Source organism: Pseudomonadota bacterium (genome assembly GCA_030859565.1).
In the GTDB taxonomy this organism is placed as follows: Bacteria; Pseudomonadota; Gammaproteobacteria; order JACCXJ01; family JACCXJ01; genus USCg-Taylor.
Genome location: JALZJW010000004.1, coordinates 22,652 through 44,782 on the forward strand (window position 1 = coordinate 22,652; position 22,131 = coordinate 44,782).

At 58.0% G+C, this 22,131-nt stretch carries 17 protein-coding genes and 2 pseudogenes; 13 read left to right on the forward strand and 6 right to left on the reverse strand.

The window, feature by feature from the left end; translation table 11 throughout:
• Positions 1 to 145: 145 nt before the first annotated feature.
• The 4 genes and pseudogenes from M3436_01350 to M3436_01365 all read right to left on the reverse strand — a co-directional run bounded on the left by M3436_01350 (position 146) and on the right by M3436_01365 (position 6,107).
• Complete coding sequence (locus M3436_01350; protein ID MDQ3562823.1) at positions 146 to 1,897, reverse strand: CocE/NonD family hydrolase; 1,752 nt, start codon at positions 1,895 to 1,897, stop codon at positions 146 to 148.
• Complete coding sequence (locus tag M3436_01355) at positions 1,887 to 3,044, reverse strand: hypothetical protein (protein MDQ3562824.1); 1,158 nt, start codon at positions 3,042 to 3,044, stop codon at positions 1,887 to 1,889. The genes M3436_01350 and M3436_01355 overlap by 11 nt, the downstream gene beginning before the upstream one ends.
• Positions 3,041 to 5,253 (reverse strand): annotated as a pseudogene (locus tag M3436_01360) (GH3 auxin-responsive promoter family protein). Before M3436_01360 ends, M3436_01355 begins: the two are co-directional and overlap by 4 nt.
• Before the next feature lie 401 nt (positions 5,254 to 5,654).
• The gene (locus M3436_01365; GenBank protein ID MDQ3562825.1) at positions 5,655 to 6,107 is read right to left on the reverse strand and encodes a hypothetical protein; all 453 of its coding nucleotides are present in this window, start codon (positions 6,105 to 6,107) and stop codon (positions 5,655 to 5,657) included.
• Positions 6,108 to 6,532: 425 nt separating this feature from the next.
• Here M3436_01365 and M3436_01370 point away from each other — a divergent pair, with 425 nt between their 5' ends.
• The 4 genes and pseudogenes from M3436_01370 to M3436_01385 all read left to right on the forward strand — a co-directional run bounded on the left by M3436_01370 (position 6,533) and on the right by M3436_01385 (position 10,217).
• Complete coding sequence (locus tag M3436_01370; protein ID MDQ3562826.1) at positions 6,533 to 7,186, forward strand: XRE family transcriptional regulator; 654 nt, start codon at positions 6,533 to 6,535, stop codon at positions 7,184 to 7,186.
• A gap of 422 nt (positions 7,187 to 7,608) precedes the next feature.
• A pseudogene (locus tag M3436_01375) lies at positions 7,609 to 7,798 on the forward strand (hypothetical protein).
• Between the two features lie 474 nt (positions 7,799 to 8,272).
• On the forward strand, positions 8,273 to 9,625 hold the full coding sequence (locus M3436_01380) for a transporter (protein MDQ3562827.1): 1,353 nt from the start codon (positions 8,273 to 8,275) through the stop codon (positions 9,623 to 9,625).
• 274 nt (positions 9,626 to 9,899) lie between these two features.
• Positions 9,900 to 10,217, forward strand: coding sequence for a hypothetical protein (locus M3436_01385; protein ID MDQ3562828.1), 318 nt, complete (start codon positions 9,900 to 9,902; stop codon positions 10,215 to 10,217).
• 119 nt (positions 10,218 to 10,336) lie between these two features.
• Here M3436_01385 and M3436_01390 read toward each other — a convergent pair whose 3' ends face one another.
• A complete protein-coding gene (locus tag M3436_01390) occupies positions 10,337 to 10,822 on the reverse strand; it encodes a sel1 repeat family protein (GenBank protein ID MDQ3562829.1) in 486 nt (161 codons plus the stop codon).
• Between the two features lie 132 nt (positions 10,823 to 10,954).
• Between M3436_01390 and M3436_01395 the strand changes: the two genes are divergently transcribed.
• The 9 genes from M3436_01395 (at position 10,955) to serS (ending at position 21,384) form a co-directional block, all read left to right on the forward strand.
• Positions 10,955 to 11,950, forward strand: a complete 996-nt coding sequence (locus M3436_01395) for an oxidoreductase (protein MDQ3562830.1) — start codon at positions 10,955 to 10,957, stop codon at positions 11,948 to 11,950.
• Between the two features lie 23 nt (positions 11,951 to 11,973).
• A complete protein-coding gene (gene leuC, locus M3436_01400) occupies positions 11,974 to 13,374 on the forward strand; it encodes a 3-isopropylmalate dehydratase large subunit (protein MDQ3562831.1) in 1,401 nt (466 codons plus the stop codon).
• A gap of 53 nt (positions 13,375 to 13,427) precedes the next feature.
• Complete coding sequence (gene leuD, locus M3436_01405) at positions 13,428 to 14,117, forward strand: 3-isopropylmalate dehydratase small subunit (protein MDQ3562832.1); 690 nt, start codon at positions 13,428 to 13,430, stop codon at positions 14,115 to 14,117.
• Between the two features lie 139 nt (positions 14,118 to 14,256).
• Entirely contained in the window at positions 14,257 to 14,697 is a 441-nt protein-coding gene (locus tag M3436_01410; GenBank protein MDQ3562833.1) for a plastocyanin/azurin family copper-binding protein, read from the forward strand.
• 142 nt (positions 14,698 to 14,839) lie between these two features.
• On the forward strand, positions 14,840 to 15,697 hold the full coding sequence (locus M3436_01415) for a quinoprotein dehydrogenase-associated putative ABC transporter substrate-binding protein (GenBank protein ID MDQ3562834.1): 858 nt from the start codon (positions 14,840 to 14,842) through the stop codon (positions 15,695 to 15,697).
• Between the two features lie 65 nt (positions 15,698 to 15,762).
• The gene (locus tag M3436_01420) at positions 15,763 to 18,045 is read left to right on the forward strand and encodes a DNA translocase FtsK 4TM domain-containing protein (protein MDQ3562835.1); all 2,283 of its coding nucleotides are present in this window, start codon (positions 15,763 to 15,765) and stop codon (positions 18,043 to 18,045) included.
• A gap of 30 nt (positions 18,046 to 18,075) precedes the next feature.
• Positions 18,076 to 18,705, forward strand: coding sequence for an outer membrane lipoprotein chaperone LolA (lolA, locus tag M3436_01425; protein ID MDQ3562836.1), 630 nt, complete (start codon positions 18,076 to 18,078; stop codon positions 18,703 to 18,705).
• A 48-nt stretch (positions 18,706 to 18,753) separates the two neighbouring features.
• Positions 18,754 to 20,085, forward strand: a complete 1,332-nt coding sequence (locus tag M3436_01430) for a replication-associated recombination protein A (protein ID MDQ3562837.1) — start codon at positions 18,754 to 18,756, stop codon at positions 20,083 to 20,085.
• A gap of 27 nt (positions 20,086 to 20,112) precedes the next feature.
• Complete coding sequence (serS, locus tag M3436_01435; protein MDQ3562838.1) at positions 20,113 to 21,384, forward strand: serine--tRNA ligase; 1,272 nt, start codon at positions 20,113 to 20,115, stop codon at positions 21,382 to 21,384.
• Positions 21,385 to 21,439: 55 nt separating this feature from the next.
• Here serS and M3436_01440 read toward each other — a convergent pair whose 3' ends face one another.
• A complete protein-coding gene (locus tag M3436_01440; GenBank protein ID MDQ3562839.1) occupies positions 21,440 to 22,111 on the reverse strand; it encodes a Bax inhibitor-1/YccA family protein in 672 nt (223 codons plus the stop codon).
• Positions 22,112 to 22,131 lie beyond the last annotated feature (20 nt).

Genomic DNA, 22,131 nt, shown 5'->3' on the forward strand with positions numbered 1-22,131 from the left:
GTTTGGGCCCCAGCCAAAATCGTAGCCAGGGTGTCGTGTTACGAATGGCTTCGGGCAGTCTGCTATAGAGCCAAAATTCCTATACCCCCGACACCTTTAGCCGGGAGTATCGGCAGTAACTGTGATCTGGGCCGGTTTTTGTTAATCAGCGTGGAATAATGGGCAACAGGATGTGCGACGCAGCACCGGGACGATGAAATACTGTTTGATTCGCCGTTAAAGGATTGCTTTCAGTAGCCATGAGTCGACCCGTATTCGGATTGCGATCGTAACGCGGAAAATTGCTGCTGGTGATTTCGACACGTACGCGGTGGCCCATTCGGAACAAGGTACTTGTCGGCCATAGATCGATGCTGATCCTGGTTGGCTGATTTCGAGAGTTTTCTCCAGTCTCATAGTTTCGACGCAAGATCCCGTCAGACACGTTGTATGCCCGCCCATCCGGATAGACATCAACCAGCTTGACCGTGAAATCCGTACTCGGTACTGAGGTGTACACGAACAACTCAGCCTTGATCGGTCCTGTTACTTCCATTTCGTGCTGCAATACATCGGTGGTGTAGACGAGCACATCAGGACGACTTTCCACGTCCTCCTGCAAATGAACCCCGGCGCGTGGACCCAGAATCGCGCCACCTCGCGTAGGAACCGGTGAATGGGGATCGTAGCGATAAAAATCGGGCGGCTCAGAGTCCGTAGGCGGCATCACCGTGAGTTTTCCATCTCCCGAAATAGAATTGGCGCCGCCTCGACTGCTCAAATAGTACGGCGTATAGACCGTTCGCTTGAGCGGCCATTCCTGTTCATCGCGCCATTCATTTTCACCCAGCACAAAAAGGCGAATCGGCGCATGAAATTGCGATTCAAGAGGTTCCCCGCGCAAGTGATGATCAAACCAGGCGATACTCGGTGCCAGGCTCGCCTGGCGGTAGCTACCGGCATCACCGCCATCCGGAAAACGGATCGGGTCAGCGTGTGTCCATGGGCCAATAATCAGACGAGTGCCACTCGCGACTTTCGGATTGGCGTACCGCTGGATCTCGTCGAAATCCCGCAGTTGCGTCGGCAGGAACGGATCACTCCAGCCCGCCATCAACAACACCGGCGCTTTGAGCGTTCGTGCACGCTGATCGCCATCAATTGCCAGCCAGTAGTCATCCTTTGTCGTATGCGTAACCCAATCGTCGAAAAAGGGGATCTGTCCAACAGCGCGATTGTCCGCCTCCAGCAGGGGAAAGCCGTTGAACCCGCGCTCAAGGTCGTCGAAGGATGGATCGACATCCTCGGCCCCACGACTGCGAACCGCCCAGAACAGCGCCGACTCGAGCGAGAATGCACCACCCGGATGAAACATGCCATGAAAGTCCGTGCTCGCAATTTGAATGAGCAGCGTAGACGGGCCGGGCGACTGCTGATCCGCCAATACCCACTGCGTATAACCGAATGCCGAACCGCCCCACATGCCCAGGCGTCCGTCGAACCACGATTGCTGTGAGAGCCAGCGTAGTGTTTCGATACCGTCGCGACGCTCATCGCGCAGCGGATAGAACGTTCCGCCGGACTTGTACCGGCCACGGGTCCCCTGAATCACGACGTTATAACCACGACTCGCCCAGAAATGCCCGATGACATCCGCACCAAGACTGTTCTTCCATGTTTGAGTGAACCGTATCCGGACGAGAATTGTCGGGGATTTTTCAGTCGTCTCAGGACGATAGACATCCGCGACAAGTCTTACACCATCCGAAGTTGTCATTACTGCATCGCGATCTATCTGCACGCGGTATTCGCTCTCGCGGACACCCTCCTTTGGCAACACGAGAGCGCCGACAACACTCTGGCAACCGGCAAGCAGCAGTCCGACAATTACTATTGGCCCAAACTGTCTAATCGCCACGAACACCTTCTTTTGCCTCGTGCTTGAAATAGCGCTTGGCAAGATCCGGCGCCGGCACCAAGCCGAAGCCCGGTGATTGGTCGAGCCGTAATGAATCGATATCGAGCCCACCCTTTGCGCCGAACATGAGCGCCGGCTGCACGGCATCGGACTTCAACAACATTGTGCCGAACGCGCCTTCCTGCCCGATCACGATGTCGCGTGCCGCCTGCACTACGATGAGCGCCGCGCGCGTGAGCAGGCTGGTTTCGCCTACCTGGGCGCCGACAACCAGAGCAAGCCCCATTTCGCGGCAACGGTTCGCTACACTGAGCGAGCGCAGCAGGCCACCCATTTTCGAAACCCGAAGATTCACGATCCACCGCCCAGGCGCCCCTGGCAACTGCGAAAGTTGGTTCTCCCGCGTGATGCTCTCGTCCAGCACGATGCGAGTCGCGAGTGATTCGGCGAGGACTGCCAGATCGGCAAACTGTCCGGGCCGCAGCGGTTCCTCGATAGCAGCAAAGGGGTAATCGAGCGATTCGAGATAGTCTTGCGCCACCTTGAGGTCGGACCAGAGATTGTTCGCGTCGGCCCGTACGTTCTCCGGCGCAATACCGACGGATGGCAGGATGGCGAGATTCCCGCGGTCGCGGCCGGCATCACCGGTAAGCTTGATCTTATAATCGCGCAACCCAACCTTCTGGTAGCGGCCTAGGGTGTCAGCAAACTGTTCTGCGCCCATGGCACCGAGCACAGCGGTGTAAACAAACGGTCCTGCCAGCAGTGGCATGCCCAGTAATGCTTCCACAGGTTGTTTGTTTTGCCGGGCGAAAAGATCTAGCAGCGCCAGCTCTAGTGCACACCACGCCGCCGGGTTTTCGTCGATGCCCCGCTCATGAACCTGGCGCCATTCTTCCAGAGTCGACAGGTCTATGGCCTTGGCCAAGAGGTCTACCCGATGCCGTTCGAAAAACGCAGCAACACTGGCGTCAGTTTCGCCCGTGACGTAATCGCGCGGGCATCCCTCGCCATAACCCGTCAAGCCTTCATCTGACCGCGCCATAACCAGGACGCTTTGAGTGACGTTGCGGTCGGCCGAGGCGTGTTTGAAGGAAACGCGGAAGGGAATGCGCAGCGGTTCGAGGGAAAGGCTCGCGATTTTCACGTTTGTATTAAACTTTCGCGAGGTGTTGGCTGGAAATCGAAATCGTCATCGTCTTTATAGGCCAAACACTGAGCCTTAAACTGTCCTTCTTTTTGGCCACGTTTAACCAGGTGTTCTCGAAATCGCGTGGCGGTTCCGGGGTTGAGCAGCCTGGCTTCCGCGGGCTTGAGGCGGCCGCTAGCGCGCTTCTGTTTGTATTCCTCGTTCTGCTGACAGAGGTTGTCATCAAGCAGGCGGCTCAATTCATGGAGATCCGGCGCACTGGAGTCGGCCAGTTCCAGATAAAACTCATAGCGGCTGGCGCTGCGATCGGCGAGAGCGATAAAGAAAGGAATGGTTAACGAACACTGATGCGCCGTGTCCGCCGTGGCCCGGGTCGCTTGTTTCTCGTAAAGCTTCTCGCCGGTGATATTGGTCACGCCCCGGCCTTTTTGAATGAACTCGATCAACGGGGCCTGATGCAGCTGTCCGGTCACGGTCACGATGTCATTCATGTCATAGCGATAGAGTCCGCCCGTGGTCGTGACAAAAATGTAATACTCCTTGCCGTTTTCCAACCGATCCAGCGTGAGAAATTCAGGAACCTTGTTGTCCCATTTCGCGCGCTCGACAAATTCAAAGAAATAATCCTGAAACGCCGGCAAACCCGAGGAAGAATTCACTTCCACGGCGAAAGTGATCCGGCATTCACTCGCCAGAAAACGAGGTCCAGGGTCAAGGTCTTCGCGGGTAGCTGCGCCTTGACCGCTTGCAACGGGATGCGGCAATTGCCACCGGTCCACGTCGCCACCAGCGCGATGTGCGGCCAGACATCCTTGATCGTTAGCTGGTCCTTGGCGGCAAACAACCTTCTCAACTCGGCAGCTCTTTCCCGATTCGGCCGGAGTTTGTTTTTTATCGCGTCAGCCACCTCGGGGGGCAGCGCGTGGTTGGCAGGAAATTTTCCTGTCTCAAGGCTGGTTAACAGCAAATCGCGATGCTTGTGCAAAAGCTCCAGCAGCAGCACGAACGTGGAAGGATTCGCGGTCGCGATGTATGTAACGTCTTTCTCCGCCAGCGCCAGGCGGAGTATCAACAGGTACTTGGTCAGATGATCTTTAAGACCGAACACAACGGCCGGAATGATAAATTTCTTTTTCATCGGCAACGGCAGTTTTTCGTGCATGACTCCCGAAATCGAACCGACTAGTTTTCCGGCCCCGGTTCGTTCCTCCTCCGCGGCTCCCGTGATTCCCAGCAGTTTCCCGCGGAAGGCGCGCGGGCAGGCACGATACTGCAGATAACCGGCGATGGCCTGCTGGCGTTTGATCTGCGCGAACATGGTGGGTGTCACCGGCAACAACTTCGCCGCGCCGGTGGTGCCGCTGGTCTTGGCGTAGAGAATCGCGTTCTCCGCCGTGATGGCGGGTTTGCCGGTATTCTCCTGTTCATCAATAAAGGGATGAAGGCTGTTGTAGGTTTGCACCGGGCATAGACGCTGGAAATCCTCAACCGTTGCCATTTCCGCGAAACGGTAGCGCTCGCCAAAGGTGGTGGATCGATTCAGTTTCAGGATTCTGCGCAACACCTGTTTCTGCACGTCCGCGACCTGGTGCGTGGCCTTTTCCAGGGAAACCCAATTCATGTATTTGATCCTGGCGAAGCCGAGCCTGAGCAGGAAATTCATCGCCACCTGGCGCAACGAGGGCACGAACACCTCGCGGCTTTCCAGGCCCTTCACGAACGGTCCGAGCAATTGCCGGCCGAAGCTCTGCGGATAACTGTCATTCTGGATACCGGTGCGCCCTAGATGATGGTCTCGCGGGCGATAGTAAGTACCGAACACGATGTCCCAGATTATCGTGGTATTGCTGTAGTTATGGTTGGCTTCCCGCAAAATTTTCGAGTGATGCCAGCGGTGCAGCTCGGCGGTGCTGAACATGTAATTGAGCAGGCCGAGCCGGAGATGGACGTTGCTGTGCTGATAGAAACCGTTCACCGAATAACAGACGAAATAGAACGCCAGCACGTATTCATTCACGCCCAGAAAGATGAACGGCATCGAGTCGAACGCAAACTGCAAGACCTTCTCCAACGGATGAAAGCGCGAAGTGTTAAGCCAGTAGAGCTTGGCGGGCGAATGATGCACCGCATGCAACCGCCACAGGATGGGATTGGTGTGCGCGTAGCGATGGACCCAGTAGCGCAGCAGATCAACAAGCAGGATCATCAGTATGCCTTGGGCGAGAATCGGCCATTCATGCGGCCACAACGAAGAATGCAGATACGGGTGGGCCAAGTCACTCAATCCGAGCACCACGAGCAGCGCGAGTAACGGCGGTAAAGCAATTTGGATGACGATGGTGTACAGCGCGTCCGTGAACCATTCCTTGGCGTCCGGCCGCCAGTCGCGGCGATAGGGTGTGATACGTTCCAGCAAAGGGAGAATGATGGCCGCGCAGAAAATCACCGGAAGATAGGCACTGACCCACTTCGGATATCCGTTTGCGTTGGCCCAGAGAAATGCCGCGATGGCGAGAAAAAACGAGGCTGGATAGGCGACCACGGCGATAAACTCCTGCCACGCCGGGCGCGGAGTATTTGTCGGTGCGCTGGAAATTACGAAACTCATTATCGTTGTGCCGTGGCCTGGATATGAAAATAACCGACAACTATCAAGTAACCGGAAACTACAAAATGAAATAGCGTGGGCAGATAACTGCGGAACCAGGTGTGCTGGGAAAGGCCGGTCACGCCTATGACAAGTCGCATCACCATACCAAGAAAATAAATCAGGCCGATGACAAAAAATACCCAACCTTGCACGCGGCTCGGTGGCATGCGATTAACCGCCAAGCGCCAAAGTATCCAGCCATAGCACGCGATGATGAGAATCTGCGATGACAATAAAAACGGGTACGGTGCGGCCCCGCTTTGCCACGCATCGAATGGCGGCAGGAACGGAAGCTCGATATACAGTTGCGTCAATTGCGCAAGAACGCGGAAGCAGAACAGCGAGAACAGAATGGACAGGACAACTACAAAGAATTGGTGGTGATGCCTTGCTTGGTCCATGTGCGCCATATCCCCTTGACAATACCCAGTTTGGTCAACGAGGCCAGCGTCTTCTGCATCCTGCCGCAAGAGCCCGTCTGGCCGGACTGCACAACGCGCGGTTTACCAAACAGGCTAACCCATAGATAAGCTCTTATACGCATCCGCAATCTTTATACCTAACACCGAGACCTTGCTCGTTGACCCGTTCGACTTTGCAATCGCCGGAAAGGGCCTTCATCCCGGTCGGTCGCCCGTTACGATTGCTCTCGATGCAAGTCTAGTCCGCGGCGATCACAAAGCAAGACGAATCTTTTATAGTATTATAAAAAGATACCTGTCGTATAAACAAAAGGGGGAGACTTCTGAACCAGCTTGGTGCCATCACAGGTACGTTGAAGAAGCTGCTCAAGGCCAGGGGGATAACTTACCAAGAGCTTGGGAGGAAGCTGCGTTTGAGTGAAGCCTCCGTTAAGCGGCTCTTCTCGCGAGGATCATTCACCGTTAAACGGCTTGAAGACATCTGCCATGCGCTCGATGTCGATTTTTACGAGCTCGCGAGGCTTTGCCGTAATCAAGCGGATGCTGTTCAGGTATTGTCCCTCGGTCAGGAAACGGGACTGGCGGAAGAACCGAAGCTGCTCATGTTGCTTCACTTGCTGCTCAGTGATTGGAGCGCCGAGGATATCTGTCGGGAGTACGAACTGAGTCGGGCCGAGGCGGTCAAGCTGCTGAACAAACTGGAACGCCTGAAGCTCATCGAAACTCGTCATGGCACTGAAGTGAGGCTGCTGACATCCCGACGTATCGCGTGGCGGCGAGGAGGCCCCGTGCGTAACCGCTTTGAGGCGCAAGTCCGAAACGAGTATTTCGATTCCCGATTTGCGAATGACGACGAAATCCTGCGGTTTGAGCCGAAAGAGATCAGCCGCGCTTCCCTGGCCGTGATGCAACGTAAGATCGACCGGCTCGCCGCGGAATTCTTAGAGCTTGCCGAGCTGGACCTGAACCTGCCTCCCGCGGAGAAGATCAGCGTGGGATTGGTGTTGGCGATACGGCCTTGGGTGTTTTCGGTCCTTTCGCTGTTGAAGCGCAAGCCTTCTCCGTAGCTCGCGCTTGCGGTCGGAATCTTCGGACGCTCTGACCAATGGGCGCTGCCTCGTCCTTCCTTGCTATACCCAAGCGGATAAGCGGGCACGAGGGTCAGGATCTGTCCGCTACTACCCTGCCCGGACCCACGACCCACTCCGAGCAGGGCGTTACCGACCTCAGCCGCGTTTTATCCGGTGCTCGAAGCACTCGCAAAATGCGGGATTCCCCTCCCGGTGCACGGCGAGGTGGTGGACCCCGACCCGGAAACCCGCCGAACCGACCCGCCGTAGCGGGTCTCATTGAACCTCTTGTGCATAAGGAGTCGTCGCCGCCGACGTATTCGGCGGAATACGCTGACGCTATTCCGTGGGGAGACGACGATGCCGATGATTCGGTGTGCTATGATTGAGTCGGCGAATCCCCATGAAGAGGACGGCATATGGCGGCAAAGGTGCAATTTCTGACGAACGAAAAGGGAGAACGGGTTTCCGTAGTCTTGCCAGTGGCAGAATACGAGGAGTTATTGGAAGACCTGGGAGGATTTGGCACGTATCGCAGAACGCCGAGAAGAAACTGCCATAACGCATGATGAACTGGTGGCCCGGCTAAAGGCGGATGGCCTTGTATAAGCTGACGTAGAAAACATCGGCTGAAAAAGACCTACGACGGCTCCCGCGCGAGGCCATTGGACGCCTCATTACTATCGCTGAAGGGCCGTAAACCATTCTGGTTTAGCTAGGGTCCCATCGCACCCCCTCTGGTGTTATTAACGACAACTAAGGCGTCTTTTGCGAGTTCTTCTGGTGCGTACAACTTTTCGGATCGTGATTGTGTTTGGGTTTTAAGTAATCTGGACTTCTTTTTCTTCGGGGTAGGCTGCCACGTGATTCAATAGTGGTACCGTTGCGAATATTCTTAGCGCAGTCTTCCATTTTTCGATCTAGAATTCGATGGCTTAGGGTAGCGATATCGTCTGAAGGCTGAGAACGCTTTTCAGCCAAAGGGAGGAACGAATGAAAAAGAACAGGACCCTCGCTAGACGCGCACGAGTTTCTCGCCATTTGCCAGTCCGCCGAGACGCAGGAGGAAAAAGGCATACGATTTTGACCGTCTTTCACGTGCTTATCGCCTTTGTCTTGGTGGGTCTGATCTTGATCCATCTGGGCGAAGGGACTGACGCGGGCGCTGCTTCTGGGAGCGGAGATAGGAGGCCGGATATCGATGGCGGAAGGCCGGTCATCGGAGTAGGTGTCAAGGAGGTTTCATCTGCGACAGACAGCCGAGTGGATGGTTATGTCGCCAAGGCGGATTATGAGAAACTTAAACGGGAGGTGGAAACTCTCAAAAGCCAAATGCAGCGGCTGTTAGAAGCAGCGCCCGCTAGGCCGGAATCAAAACCTGCCGCCTCAGAACCCGCTACGCCGAAATCAAAGCCTGCCGTTGCAGAAACCAAAAGGGAGAAAAAACCGGTAACGAGTGCGCCCCCCCCATCTAAAAAGAGAGTTGGCCGGTCTGACCAGGAACAATTTGCAGCCAAGAAAGGGGACCGCCGCAAGGAAGCGGAGGAGGCCAAAAGGGAATTGGACCAGTTTTTACGCGCCCAAAAGCTTTTATTCAAGCCTGGAGAGGTCCAATTGGAGTTTGGGGCCAATTACGCTCACGATACTGCGGTGGGGTCATTCGCCAACAAGATTAGATTTCGCTCCGCGAGTGCAAATTTCCTGATGCGGTATGGTCTTGCAGAGGACCTGGAATTCAATTTTGCCGTCCCATTGGTCTACACGGAAGTAGAACGTGACGCTGGAGTACTTGGCCAGATTCGTGTCGGATCAACTGAAACAACTGCAACAACTACTGTCTTCCCACCCACGCGGCAGGCTGGTGTGGGATTAGGGGACATCGACTGGGCACTCAGATATGCAGCCATACATGAAAAAGGGGCGATCCCGGAGGTGACCCTGAACGTGCATGCCAAATCTGACACCGGCGATGCGGACCGGTTTTTGGGCACCGGGTTCTGGAACGTGGGGACCGGGGTGTCGCTGGTCAAGACCATCGATCCCGTGGTGTTCTTCGGCTCACTGGGATACACCTGGACCCTGGAAGAAGAGGATGTCGATTTGGGGATGTCGATTTCGGGGGATGTCGATCCCGGGGATCAGATTCTCTACTCTATCGGCATGGGGTTCTCACTCAATGACCGGGTGAGCTTTTCCATGGCGATGGCCGGTGCGGCGATTAGGCGCTCAGAAGTAAACGGAAGAGAGATCAGCGGTTCCGGACTAGACATCAATAGCCTCCAGTTTACGACCACCGTGCAACTGGCGAAGCGAGTGTATGTGGAGCCCGTTGTAGGTTTTGGTCTGACTGACGACGCTGCCGATTTCATCGTGGGGATCAATGTACCGTTTGGGCTTGAAGGACGTTTTCCCTTACCTTTTTTTCATGACTTGTGAAAGCCCAGGCTCGACCCCCCAGAGTTTGAGGGCCTGACGGCTCGCTCCCGCATGTGATAAGCTCCGATCTAGAAATAGATTGCCTACCCACGGGGAACAGGGGAGGTGATGCGCGTGGAGGGCGATATCCACCGTCTGGCGGAAGCCGGCTCGAAATCGGTAGCCAGCCGGCGTCCTGAGAGGCGCGAACCGGGCCAATCGAACGAGGTGGTCGGGAACCACCGAATGAGGTTGAGTCATGGATTCCAACTCGGCATGGATTAGGAGGAGTACAATGATAAAAACCACGTTGCTAGGTTGTGCGTTGGCCGTCGCGCTGTCGGCCGCCCCCTCTATGGCGGCTGACTTCCACGCCCTCGCCGGATTACGAGGAACTACTCCCATTCCCCTTGATGACGAGGTGTTGGCCGCCACGGAAGGGGGGGCGGCCTGCACGGTGACTCTCGGACCGATTAGCGTGACGGCGGACTCGGGTACAGCAGGAGGCGTTTGCCTAATTGGGATCCTCATCACCCCGACAGGAGGCTTAGCGATTTTCGCGGTTGCCAATGCGTTACCCATAACGGCCGCGAATTTCCTACAGGTTCTCTGATCTGACGTTCAGGCTCATCACCTGTACGCCGTGGATGAGGTAGTCACCGGGGTGAGGTAATGTCCCCGGCGGGCGGGGGATAGTCGGCGCGGGGATTGATGGGCCTCCGTGCATGGCTGCTAAGGTTCTTGCTTCTTGCCGTAACGCTTCGACAGATCGGCGGCGAGCCGTTTCGCCGCTTCGAGGCTTTCGGGCGATAACTTGCCGCTGGTGTCCGTCAGGGCGGCCGCCGCCTGCGAGTGGCCCGACTGCGACGCGACGCTGAACCAGGCGTAAGCAGATCCCAAATCCCGCGTCACACCTTGACCCTGGGCGTAGATCTCCCCGAGACGGAATTGCGCCTGCGGAATACCCTGTTCAGCCGCACTCTTGAACCAGCGGCCGGCCGCGCTCAGATCCTTTTCGACCCCTTGGCCGTTCGCGTACATGATCCCGAGATAATATTGAGCATAAGGATCGTTGGAGGACTGAGCGAGCGGGAGCAGGACCTGTAGGGCGCGCTCAAAATTCCCTTGGGCGTGTGCGACCACAGCTTCGGTTAAGTCGGCTTGCGCGGCGGTGGTGAGCGCGAATAGGAACAAGGACATGAGGAATCGGTGTTTCATGGTTACGCTGGCCTTTCCATTGCGGTACACGATTGAGTTAAAATTGCCGCCTTTATAGAAGCTAACACGCCGAATGTACAGCCGGGCGTTGGACGGACGCGACAACCGCCGAATATCTCCCCGAGAAGACCGATGAGCGGCTACAAGGCCTTTCGGGTCCGCCAAGAGGACGGGAAGATCCACGCCCGGATCGAAACCCTGCAGCGGGGAGATCCGCGCCCCGGCGAGGTGCTGATCCGCGGGATTTATTCCAGCGTGAATTACAAGGACGCGCTGGCCGCCACGGGAGCAGGAAAGATTATGACGCGCTTTCCCTTGGTGGCGGGGGTCGATATTTCCGGAATCGTCGCGGAGTCGGATGATGCTCGCTACCGGCCCGGCGACAAGGTGCTGGTGACCGGCTATGACTTCGGCGTAAGCCGCGATGGGGGCTACGCGGAGTTTGCGAGTGTCCCGGCCGAGTGGGTGGTGCCTCTGCCCGCGGGATCCTCCTTATACGAAGCGATGGCGATCGGTTCCGCGGGGTTTACGGTCGCCATCTGCGTGCAGCGCTTGGAAGACAACGGGCAAACGCCGGCCGGCGGCCCGGTGGTGGTCACGGGTGCGACCGGGGGTGTGGGGAGCCTCGCGATTGATATCCTCTCCGGACGCGGATACGAAGTGGTTGCGGTTACCGGCAAGATGGCGGAAGCTCTCTATCTGCGCAGCCTCGGCGCGCAAACGGTCTTGAACCGCAATACCCTCGATCTGGGATCGCGGCCGCTCGAAAAAGGCCAATGGGCGGGCGCCATCGATAACGTCGGGGGGGAGCTGCTCGCCTGGCTCACCCGGACCCTGCGCCCGTGGGGGAATATCTGCGCGGTGGGTTTAGCGGGCGGCAGCGAGCTGCATACTACCGTCATGCCTTTTATTCTGCGCGGCGTAAGCATTCTAGGCATCAGCTCCGCGGGCTGCCCGGCGGCGCTGCGGCATGCGCTGTGGCAACGGCTGGCCGCGGATCTGCGGCCGCGTCATCTCGACAAGATTGCCGCGCGCACGGTGGGATTGGAAGATCTGCCCGCGGTTTTCGGCGCGATACTCCAGGGGCAAGCGCGAGGGCGGACGGTGGTTAAAATCGCGGGCGAATGACGGCCCGGAACAGAACGCGCTCCATGGTTGCCAAAACCTTATACGACAAACTTTGGGACAGCCACGTTGTGCGGGACTACGGCGACGGGACGGCGCTCATCTACATCGATCGGCATCTCATCCATGAGGTGACCTCGCCTCAAGCCTTCGAGGGATTACGGATCGCACACCGAAAACCGTGGCGTATAGACGCGGTTCTCGCGGTTTCCGATCACAATGTTCCAACCACCGACCGGACGACCATCGACGATCCGGTCTCGCGCCTGCAACTCGAAACCTTGGATCACAACTGTGCAAGCTTCGGTATCCGCCAGTTCAAGATGAGCGACGTCCGTCAAGGGATCGTGCACGTGATCGGGCCGGAACAGGGGTTTTCCTTGCCCGGCATGAGCATCGTGTGCGGCGACTCGCATACCTCCACGCACGGTGCTCTGGCGGCATTGGCTTTCGGCATCGGCACCTCCGAGGTCGAGCATGTCCTGGCGACACAATGTTTGATCCTCAAGAAATCGCGCAATATGATGGTTCGGATCAACGGCGCGCTCGGCCGCGGCGTGACCGCCAAGGACATGATCCTCGCGGTCATCGGACGAATCGGCACGGCGGGCGGCACAGGGCACACCATCGAGTTTTCCGGCGCCGCGATCCGCGCGCTCTCGATGGAAGCGCGTATGACGGTGTGTAATATGAGCATCGAAGCAGGCGCGCGAGCCGGGCTTATCGCGGTGGACGAGACGACGATCGATTACCTCGCGGACCGTCCGATGGCGCCCACGGGGGGGCTCTGGGATCAGGCTATCGCCGCCTGGCGCGATTTGCGTTCCGATCCCGGCGCCGGGTTCGACCGTGTGGTCGAAATCGATGCCCGCGGCATCCAGCCTCAAGTGTCCTGGGGCACCTCCCCGGAGATGGTTGCATCCGTCGATGGGCGGGTCCCGGACCCTGGGGCTGAGAGCGATCCCGTCAAGCGCGACGGTATGGTCAAGGCGCTGGCCTACATGGGCTTGCAAGCGAATGTCCCGATCACCGATATTCCCTTGGATAAGGTGTTCATCGGGTCGTGCACCAATTCGCGCATCGAGGACTTGCGCGCCGCCGCCGAGGTCGTGCGCGGTAAGCGCCTCGCAGCGAATATCATGCAAGCTCTGGTGGTGCCGGGTTCGGGGCTCGTGCGCAAGCAAGCCGAGCAAGAAGGTCTGGATCGAGTGTTCATCGAGGCCGGGTTTGAATGGCGCGAGGCGGGCTGCTCGATGTGCTTGGGGATGAATCCGGACCGATTGTCACCGGGCGAGCGTTGCGCTTCGACCTCGAACAGGAATTTCGAAGGCCGGCAGGGCGCCGGCGGACGGACTCATCTGGTGAGTCCGCCGATGGCTGCCGCGGCGGCGATCTTCGGACATTTTGTCGATGTACGGGAATTCTGAAAGCCAATGGGGCGGCGTGGAACCAGCGTTGGATATTTTGCCAGGTGGGGGACATGGAACCGTTTAACAAACTGACGGGGCTGGTCGCGCCGCTCGATCGCCACAACGTCGACACCGACGCGATCATACCGAAACAGTTCTTGAAATCGATCCACCGAACCGGATTCGGACCGAACCTCTTCGACGAATGGCGCTATCTCGATCGGGTTGAGCCGGGCCAGGACTGCGCCCATCGGCCATTGAATCCGGATTTCGTGCTGAATCATGAGCGCTATCGCGGAGCTGAAATTCTCCTGGCGCGGGACAACTTCGGCTGCGGGTCCTCGCGCGAGCACGCGGTATGGGCGCTGTTGGACTTCGGGATCCGCTGCGTGATCGCGCCGAGCTTCGCGGATATCTTCTTCAGCAACGCCCACACGAACGGTCTATTAGCAGTCATGCTCGCGCATGCAACGATAGACCGGTTATTCCAGGATGTCTTGCGCGCGCCCGGCTATAAGCTCACTGTGGATCTCGAGGCGCAGAAGCTCGTTACGATGGAGCAACGAGTTATCGGCTTCAGCATCGACCCGGTCATTAAGCGGCGGTTAATGGAAGGTCTGGATGATATCGGCATCACGCTGCAAACGGCCGAGCGCATTCGCGCCTACGAGAAGCGGCGCCGTCAGGATGCGCCGTGGTTGTTCCCGGAGGAGATAAGCAACGCCGATTCATTGACAGTGCTGAACGAATCGACTACGTAGCGGTCTTTCGTGTCCGCGTGACGCTTGAACTTTGCGGCCGACGGTACGTCGAAGGTGGTGGCAATGCCAGGATGCACAAGCCTGTTTAACCCGCCAGGGCTGGTGAGAACTTTGTAATAGAAAATTGGAGAAATAAAGCATGCAGATCAATAAAACGCTTATTGCCGGGTTAGCCGTCTCTGGGCTGGTGTTATCGGCTAACGTGCTCGCCGGAGACACGGTAGAGATCAAGGCCTTGCAGACGAAGTTTGAACCCGCCGTGGTCTTCGTCAAACCGGGCGATACGGTGAGGTTTTCCGCCATGGTCGGGCACGACTCTGTGACTCTCGATGGCATGATCCCCGAAGGGGCGAAAGGCTGGAAGTCGGCGATGGGCGAAGATCTGGCCGTGACCTTGGATAAAGAAGGCGTGTATGTTTACAAATGCAGCCCGCATACGGCGTTGGGGATGAACGGCGCCGTGGTCGTCGGTGAACCCACCAATCTAGAACAGATTCACAGCCACCCCGAGAACAAGAGCATGATCGGGCGTACTATCCGGCAGCTTGATGAGGAGATAAAGGCGCGTGGCGGCGAATAGCGCTGGTTCTTAAGATGGCGAGGGCCTGCTCCGGTTCTCGTCCGCACGCTTGCGATTGGGCCTGATTTACCAGGCCCAATTGCTTTCGTAGTCAGTGCTTCCGAGCCGGCAATAATAGTAGATATAATTATCGGTGAGAGAAATGAAAAACGATTCCGCCGCTAGTCGGTGCCTTCCAGTTAAGCTCGTCCTGCTCTTGGGTGGCCTGTTGGGTGCCGATGCGGTTGGCGCCGAGGAATCGGTAACGCGCGCGGCCTTTCGGGTCTGTGCGGATCCCTACAGCTTGCCGAGCTCGAACAAGGAGCAGCAAGGCTTCGAGAACAAGATCGCGCACCTCTTCGCCGGCGATCTTAAACTCCCCCTGGAATACACCTGGTTTCCGCAGCGGATCGGCTTTATTCGCAACACCCTGAGAAGCAATGATGCGGCCGACGGGCGGTACAAGTGCGACATCGTGATGGGCGTACCCGCGAACTTTGAGCTTGCGGCCACGACCAAGCCCTATTACCGTTCAACCTGGACCATGGTCTATGTCAAAGGCCGGGGATGGGATGACGTCAAGTCTCAAGAGGACCTCGTCAAGCTCCCGGTTGAACGCAAAAAGGCCTTACGGATCGGCCTCTTCGACCGGAGTCCGGCGGCCATGTGGCTCATCAAGAACGACATGATGGAAAACATCATTCCATACCAAATCATGTCGGGTGATGCCCGTGCCTATCCCGGCGAGATCATCGAGAAGGACCTCGTCAACGACAAAATCAATCTCACCTTCGTTTGGGGACCGATTGCCGGTTACTTCGCTAAGCGAGTGCGATCCCCCGAGGTTGTCGTCATCCCTATGCGCTCGGAACCCGGAATTAAATTCGACTTCAGTATTGCCATGGCGGTGCGTTTCGGCGAGAAGGACTGGAAGCAACAGATCCAAGCGCTCATCGACAAACACCGTGGGCGGATCCGAACGATACTAGCAGAGTATGCCGTCCCGCTATTGGAAGATTAACGATGGACGAGAGGAGCTTAAATACAATATGTTATCATAATGTTTGAATAGACTTCTTTTACTACGTGACTCAAGCAATTCGGAAAAAAGCGGCGCCGGCGTTCTATATCGCCGGCCCGGTCCTCCGGCACCTCAAAGAGGGTGGGGTACTGGCGCTGGTTGCCCTCGCGGTTTTCTTGTTCACGGCCTTAATTTCCTACCATCCCGCGGATCCTGGCTGGACCCACACCGGGCGAGAAGAGATCATTTTGAACCGGGGAGGTATGGTTGGAGCATGGTTCGCGGACATCGCCTTTCACCTCTTCGGCTACCTGGGCTATCTCCTACCGGCCAGTGTGGCATTTACGGCCTGGCTGATTTTTCGTGGTCTGAACAATCACGGCGTCGCCGATTATGTGCATGGGCTCACGCGCTTTGTCGGCTTGTTGCTCATGGTGACCGTGGGCTGCGGCTTGATTTGGATCCATTTTGATGCGGCCGGAAGTTTCCCATCCCGCGGCGCCGGATTCGTCGGCAACGTGGTCGGGAAAGAAGCCACGGAGATCTTCGGCTCCCTCGGCGCCACGGTGCTGATGCTGGCCATGTTCCTGACCGGGGTGACTTTGTTGACCGGCTTATCGTGGTTCTGGCTCATGGACACGGTCGGAATCGGCATGCTTTGCATAGTGGCGATGGGACGGCGCGCCGCGGCGGCCGTGACCGACCGCGCCTCCGGGATGCAGGCGCGCAAGGCGCGTGAGGCGGTCTACGAAGAGCAGATCGTCAAGATCGCGGAGCGTCCGAAGTCGCGCATTGAACCCTCCCCGCCGCCGCTCGCGACGCCGCCCCTGCTCAAAGAGCGACAAACCTCGTTTTTCGATGCACCGAATACGCATCTGCCCCCGATCGCACTGCTCGATCCTCCGCCTTCGCCGAAAGGAGGATTTTCTATCGAAACGCTCGCGGCGATGTCGCGCCAGGTGGAGCTCAAACTGCTCGACTTCGGGATCGAGGTCAGCGTGGTGGCCGTGCACCCCGGACCGGTGATCACCCGCTTCGAACTGCAACCCGCCCCGGGCATGAAAGCCGCGCGCGTCACGAGCCTCTCCCGGGATCTGGCGCGCTCGCTCTCCACCGTGAGCGTTCGGGTGGTTGAGGTGATCCCCGGTAAGTCCGTGATCGGCCTTGAAATCCCCAATCACCAGCGGGAACTGGTTAGTCTGCGCGAGATCCTAAGCTCACAGGAATACGAAGCCAATCAATCGGCATTGACACTCGCGCTCGGCAAGGACATCGGCGGAAAGCCGGTGATCGTCGATCTCGGGCGCATGCCCCACCTGCTGGTCGCGGGAACGACCGGAGCGGGTAAATCGGTGGCCTTGAATGCGATGATCTTGAGCCTGCTGTACAAAGCGCCAGCCAAGGACGTGCGGCTCATCATGATCGATCCCAAGATGCTGGAGCTTTCCGTCTACGAAGGGATCCCCTCGTTGCTAGCCCCGGTCGTGACCGACATGAAGGAGGCGGCCAACGCCTTGCGTTGGTGCGTCGCGGAGATGGAGCGCCGCTACCGGCTGATGGCCACGCTCGGCGTGCGCAACCTGAGCGGCTACAACCGCAAGGTGAAAGAGGCAATCGTCCTGGGCGAACCGTTGCCGAACCCGTTTTTCGGCGATAAATCGGACGAAGAGACGCTCGCGGCCTTACCCAATATCGTGGTCATCGTCGATGAGCTGGCCGACATGATGATGACCGTCGGCAAGAAAGTCGAAGAGCTGATCGCGCGGCTGGCGCAAAAAGCCCGTGCCTCCGGGATACACCTGATTCTGGCCACGCAGCGCCCATCGGTAGATGTGATCACCGGGCTCATCAAGGCCAATATTCCGAGCCGGATCGCGTTTCAAGTGTCATCGCGCATCGATTCGCGCACGATTCTCGATCAGATGGGCGCGGAGAGTCTGCTCGGACACGGCGACATGCTGTATCTACCTCCAGGCACCGGGGTTCCGGTCAGGGTGCATGGCGCCTTCGTGTCCGATCAGGAAGTGCATAAGGTGGTCGCGCATCTGAAGCACAGCGGTACGCCCGATTACGTGAGCGACATCCTCCGCGGCGATGACGAAGCGGCGGATGGCGACTTTGCGGGCGTTATCGATGAGAATGGCGACGTCGATGATCTCTATGACGAGGCGGTGCATTTCGTGACCGAGACCCGCCGCGCTTCGGTCTCCGGCGTACAACGGCGTCTTAAGATTGGGTATAACCGGGCAGCGCGGATGATCGAGGAGATGGAACGCAGCGGTGTCGTCGGGGCGCTCCAATCGAATGGCTTTCGCGAAGTCTTGGCTCCTCCGCCGCCCAAAGATTAAGCATTTCGGCCGGCTTTCCGCGGAAAAAGAATGCGTTACAGCCTTGTGCTCGCGCTCCTCACCGGGCTATGGATGGCCACGGTAGAGGCTGGCAATGAAGGGACATTACTTAGCCGCTATCTGGAAGGCCTCATCACGCTCAAAGCGGCGTTCGAGCAAGAGCTGATCGACGAAAGCGGCGTCACCCGCGAGCGCTCACACGGCACATTCTACCTTCATCGGCCCGGTAAGTTTCGCTGGGAATACGATCGTCCTTATCAACAGTCGATCGTGGGTGACGGGCAGCGCGTATGGATCTACGATAAGGACTTGGAGCAGGTGACCGTCAAACCGCTCGGTACGGCGCTGGGCAGCACGCCTGCCTTGTTGCTCGGGGGCAAGGTGGACCCGAAGGAGGAATTCGTCGTCACTGAGCGTGGCGAGCAGGGCGGGATAAAGGTCCTCCATCTGCAGCCGAAACGCGACGAAGGCCAATACACCGGGATCCAACTGGGTTTCGAGGGCTCGATGCTGCGGCTGATGGAATTGCGCGACAATTTTGGTCAAACCACACGCATCAGATTTGTGACGCAAAATCGGAATGCAGCGATCGAACCGTCGTTGTTCGTGTTTACGCCCCCTCCGGGGGTCGATGTCATCGATGCGGCCGAAAACCTGTGAAACGTCTATCCTAACGCCGGTAACCTGGTACTGCGATCGCCGGCGATGATGTTAGCGCCCCGGCCACTGGCGGACCGCATGCGGCCCCGGCACATCGACGCCGTTGCCGGTCAAGAGCATATACTCGCTTCGGGGAAACCGTTACGGCTCGCGATCGAGTCGGGGCGTTTGCATTCGATGGTCTTCTGGGGACCCCCGGGGACCGGCAAGACCACCTTGGCGAAGCTCGTTGCATGTCATGCGGATGCCTTGTTTCTCTGCATCTCCGCCGTGTTGGCGGGTGTCAAGGAGATCCGCGCGGCCATCGACGAAGCCCGCGCCTTGCGTGAGGCCGAGGGCAGGGGAACCGTGCTTTTCGTCGATGAAGCGCATCGCTTCAATAAGTCACAGCAGGACGCCTTCCTGCCTTTTGTCGAAGACGGCACGGTAACCTTCATCGGCGCGACCACCGAGAACCCTTCTTTCGAGCTGAATAACGCGCTCCTCTCACGCCTGCGGGTTTACGTGCTCAAACCCCTTGCGCTTGATGCCATTCGCGCCCTCATCGATCGAGCGCTCACGGATAACATACATGGCGTTGGTGAGCGGCGACTGACGATGGCGGCCGAGCTTCGGGACCAACTGGCAGCCGTGGCCGATGGTGATGCGAGACGGGCGCTGAATCTTCTCGAAATCGCCGCGGATCTCACTGAGACCGGCGCCATCGACGCGGCGCTTTTGAAACAAGTGATCGGAAGCGGCGCGCTAAGGCGCTTCGACAAAGGAGGCGATGCGTTCTATGATCAGATCTCCGCGCTGAATAAGGCGGTACGCGGATCGGCCCCGGACGCATCTCTGTACTGGCTCGTTCGCATGCTCGATGGCGGCTGCGATCCGCTTTATATCGCGCGCCGGGTCGTGCGCATGGCCTCCGAAGACATCGGTAATGCCGATCCGCGGGCGCTGCGGCTCGCGCTCGATGCCTGGGAAACGCAAGAGCGCCTGGGAAGCCCGGAGGGCGAGCTTGCGATCGCTCAAGCGATCGTTTATCTCGCCTGCGCCCCGAAAAGCAATGCCGTGTACAAGGCATTGAACCTGGCGAAGGAAGATGTGACGCAGTCGGGATCGCTCGAAGTGCCATTACACCTGCGGAATGCTCCCACGCGCTTGATGAAGGCACTGAGTTACGGAGAAGGCTACCGGTATTCTCACGATGAGCCGGAGGCTTATGCGGCAGGCGCAAGCTATATGCCGGAACCGCTTAAGGACAGGCGTTATTACGAGCCGGTGGATCGTGGCCTTGAAATCCAGATCCGGCAGAAACTCGAGCGCCTCCGTGCCTTGGACGCGAACGCCGAGGGGATCAAAAACGATTCCGGCACGCGCGTCCGCTCGCGCTAATGCGCGTGGCTCGAAGCGCCTAACGCGATGCTTGATCCCAACCTATTGCGCACCCGACTAAGTGAGACCGCCGCGGCGTTGCGGCCGCGCGGGTTTGAGCTGGCCACGGAGGAATATAGCGGACTGGAAACCGAGCGCAAGTCCTTGCAAATCATCACGCAGCAACTGCAACAAGAACGCAACAGCAAATCGAAGGCGATTGGCCTCGCAAAGGCGCGGGGCGAGGACGCACAGGGGCTGCTCGATGAAGTGGCGGATCTCGGCGATCGGCTGAAGCAAGCGGAGATCAGACTTGCCGGCGTGCAAAGTCAAATCGAGGCGTTCAGCCTGTTGATCCCGAATTGCCCCCATGCCAGTGTCCCCATCGGGACGAGCGAGCACGACAACCGGGAGGTGCGCCGCTGGGGTCATCCGCCCCAATGCGACTTCGATCCCAAAGACCATGTTGACCTAGGGACCGGGCTCGGGGCCATGGATTTTGAAGCGGCCGCGCGCATTGCGAGCGCGCGTTTCGTGGTGCTGTCCGGATCGCTGGCGCGCATGCACCGGGCTCTCATCCAGTTCATGCTGGACGTGCACATCCGCGAGCACGGCTATACCGAAGTCTATGTACCCTACCTGGTCAACGCCCGCAGCATGCAAGGCACCGGGCAACTTCCTAAGTTCGCTCAAGATCTGTTTGCGATTCCGGAACCGGGTTTTTTTTTGATCCCGACCGCCGAGGTTCCCGTCACCAATCTCGCCCAGGATCGGATCCTTGAGGCCGCGGAGCTACCGCGGCGCTATGCCTGTCACAGTCCGTGCTTTCGCAGCGAGGCGGGTTCGTACGGAAAAGATACCCGCGGGATGATCCGGCAACACCAGTTCGAGAAAGTGGAGCTGGTCCAACTGGTGCCGCCCGTGTCGTCGTATGATGCCTTGGAAGCGTTGACCCGGCACGCGGAAGTGATCCTACAGCGGCTCGAACTGCACTACCGGGTGGTGGCGCTATGCACGGCGGATCTCAGTTTTTCGGCGGCGAAGACCTATGACCTTGAAGTGTGGCTCCCAGGGCAACAGCAATTCCGCGAGATTTCGTCTTGCAGCAACTTCGAGGCTTTCCAAGCCCGCAGGATCAAGGCGCGGTGGCGTAACCCGGAAACCGGTAAACCGGAGTTTCTACACACCTTAAACGGCTCGGGTCTCGCGGTCGGCAGAACCCTCGTCGCGATCATGGAAAACTATCAGGACGCGACGGGACGCATTCGCGTACCCGAGGCATTGCACCCCTATATGGGGGATATGACGGAAATCGCATAAAAAACCCCAGGGATCTTGCGATCCTGGGGTTTCATGGACCCTAAAGCTTGGGTGGTTATTCGTCGCCGGAAAATACGCCCAGCAAATGCAGCAAGCTGGTGAAAAGATTGTAAATCGATACGTACAATCCCACCGTCGCCATGATGTAATTGGTTTCGCCTCCGTGGATGAGTTCGCTCGTCTGATAGAGGATCATCCCGGCCATCAAGGCGACGAACATCGCAGAGACCGCGAGCGCCAGCCCCGGGAGCGAGAAAAAGATCGCGCCCAAACCGGCCAAAAAAGCGATCAACACGCCTGCCATGAGGAAACCGCCCATGAAACTAAAGTCCTTGCGCGTAGTAAGCGCGTAGCCGGAGAGGCCCACGAAGGTGAGGCCGGTGCCGCCCATCGCCATCATGACCAACTGCGAGCCATTCGCGAAGTGATTGACATAGGCATTCAAGATCGGGCCGAGGGTCAGGCCCATGAAGCCGGTCAACGCAAAGACCGACGCGAGCCCCCACACACTGTTTCTGAGCTTCACTGTCAAGAACAGCAACCCGAAGTAGCCTATTAAGGTAATTATGACCCCGGGGTAGGGAAAATTGAGGGCCATGGCCAAACCTGCCGTCATCGCGCTGAACAGCAGGGTCAGCGACAACAAGGCGTAGGTGTTGCGAATTACTTTATTGGTCGCCAGTACCGACGTTGTAGGTTGGGTTACTGGGTATTGAATCGTTTTCATCAGACGATGTCCTCCATCGA

Excerpts from the sequence above, each read along its gene's own strand:
- M3436_01365 (MDQ3562825.1), bottom strand. The coding sequence starts at position 6,107 with ATGGCGCACATGGACCAAGCAAGGCATCACCACCAATTCTTTGTAGTT.
- M3436_01385 (MDQ3562828.1), top strand. The coding sequence starts at position 9,900 with ATGATAAAAACCACGTTGCTAGGTTGTGCGTTGGCCGTCGCGCTGTCG.
- M3436_01390 (MDQ3562829.1), bottom strand. The coding sequence starts at position 10,822 with ATGAAACACCGATTCCTCATGTCCTTGTTCCTATTCGCGCTCACCACC.
- M3436_01395 (MDQ3562830.1), top strand. The coding sequence starts at position 10,955 with ATGAGCGGCTACAAGGCCTTTCGGGTCCGCCAAGAGGACGGGAAGATC.
- leuC (MDQ3562831.1), top strand. The coding sequence starts at position 11,974 with ATGGTTGCCAAAACCTTATACGACAAACTTTGGGACAGCCACGTTGTG.
- leuD (MDQ3562832.1), top strand. The coding sequence starts at position 13,428 with ATGGAACCGTTTAACAAACTGACGGGGCTGGTCGCGCCGCTCGATCGC.
- M3436_01410 (MDQ3562833.1), top strand. The coding sequence starts at position 14,257 with ATGCAGATCAATAAAACGCTTATTGCCGGGTTAGCCGTCTCTGGGCTG.
- M3436_01415 (MDQ3562834.1), top strand. The coding sequence starts at position 14,840 with ATGAAAAACGATTCCGCCGCTAGTCGGTGCCTTCCAGTTAAGCTCGTC.
- lolA (MDQ3562836.1), top strand. The coding sequence starts at position 18,076 with ATGCGTTACAGCCTTGTGCTCGCGCTCCTCACCGGGCTATGGATGGCC.
- M3436_01430 (MDQ3562837.1), top strand. The coding sequence starts at position 18,754 with ATGTTAGCGCCCCGGCCACTGGCGGACCGCATGCGGCCCCGGCACATC.
- serS (MDQ3562838.1), top strand. The coding sequence starts at position 20,113 with ATGCTTGATCCCAACCTATTGCGCACCCGACTAAGTGAGACCGCCGCG.
- M3436_01440 (MDQ3562839.1), bottom strand. The coding sequence starts at position 22,111 with ATGAAAACGATTCAATACCCAGTAACCCAACCTACAACGTCGGTACTG.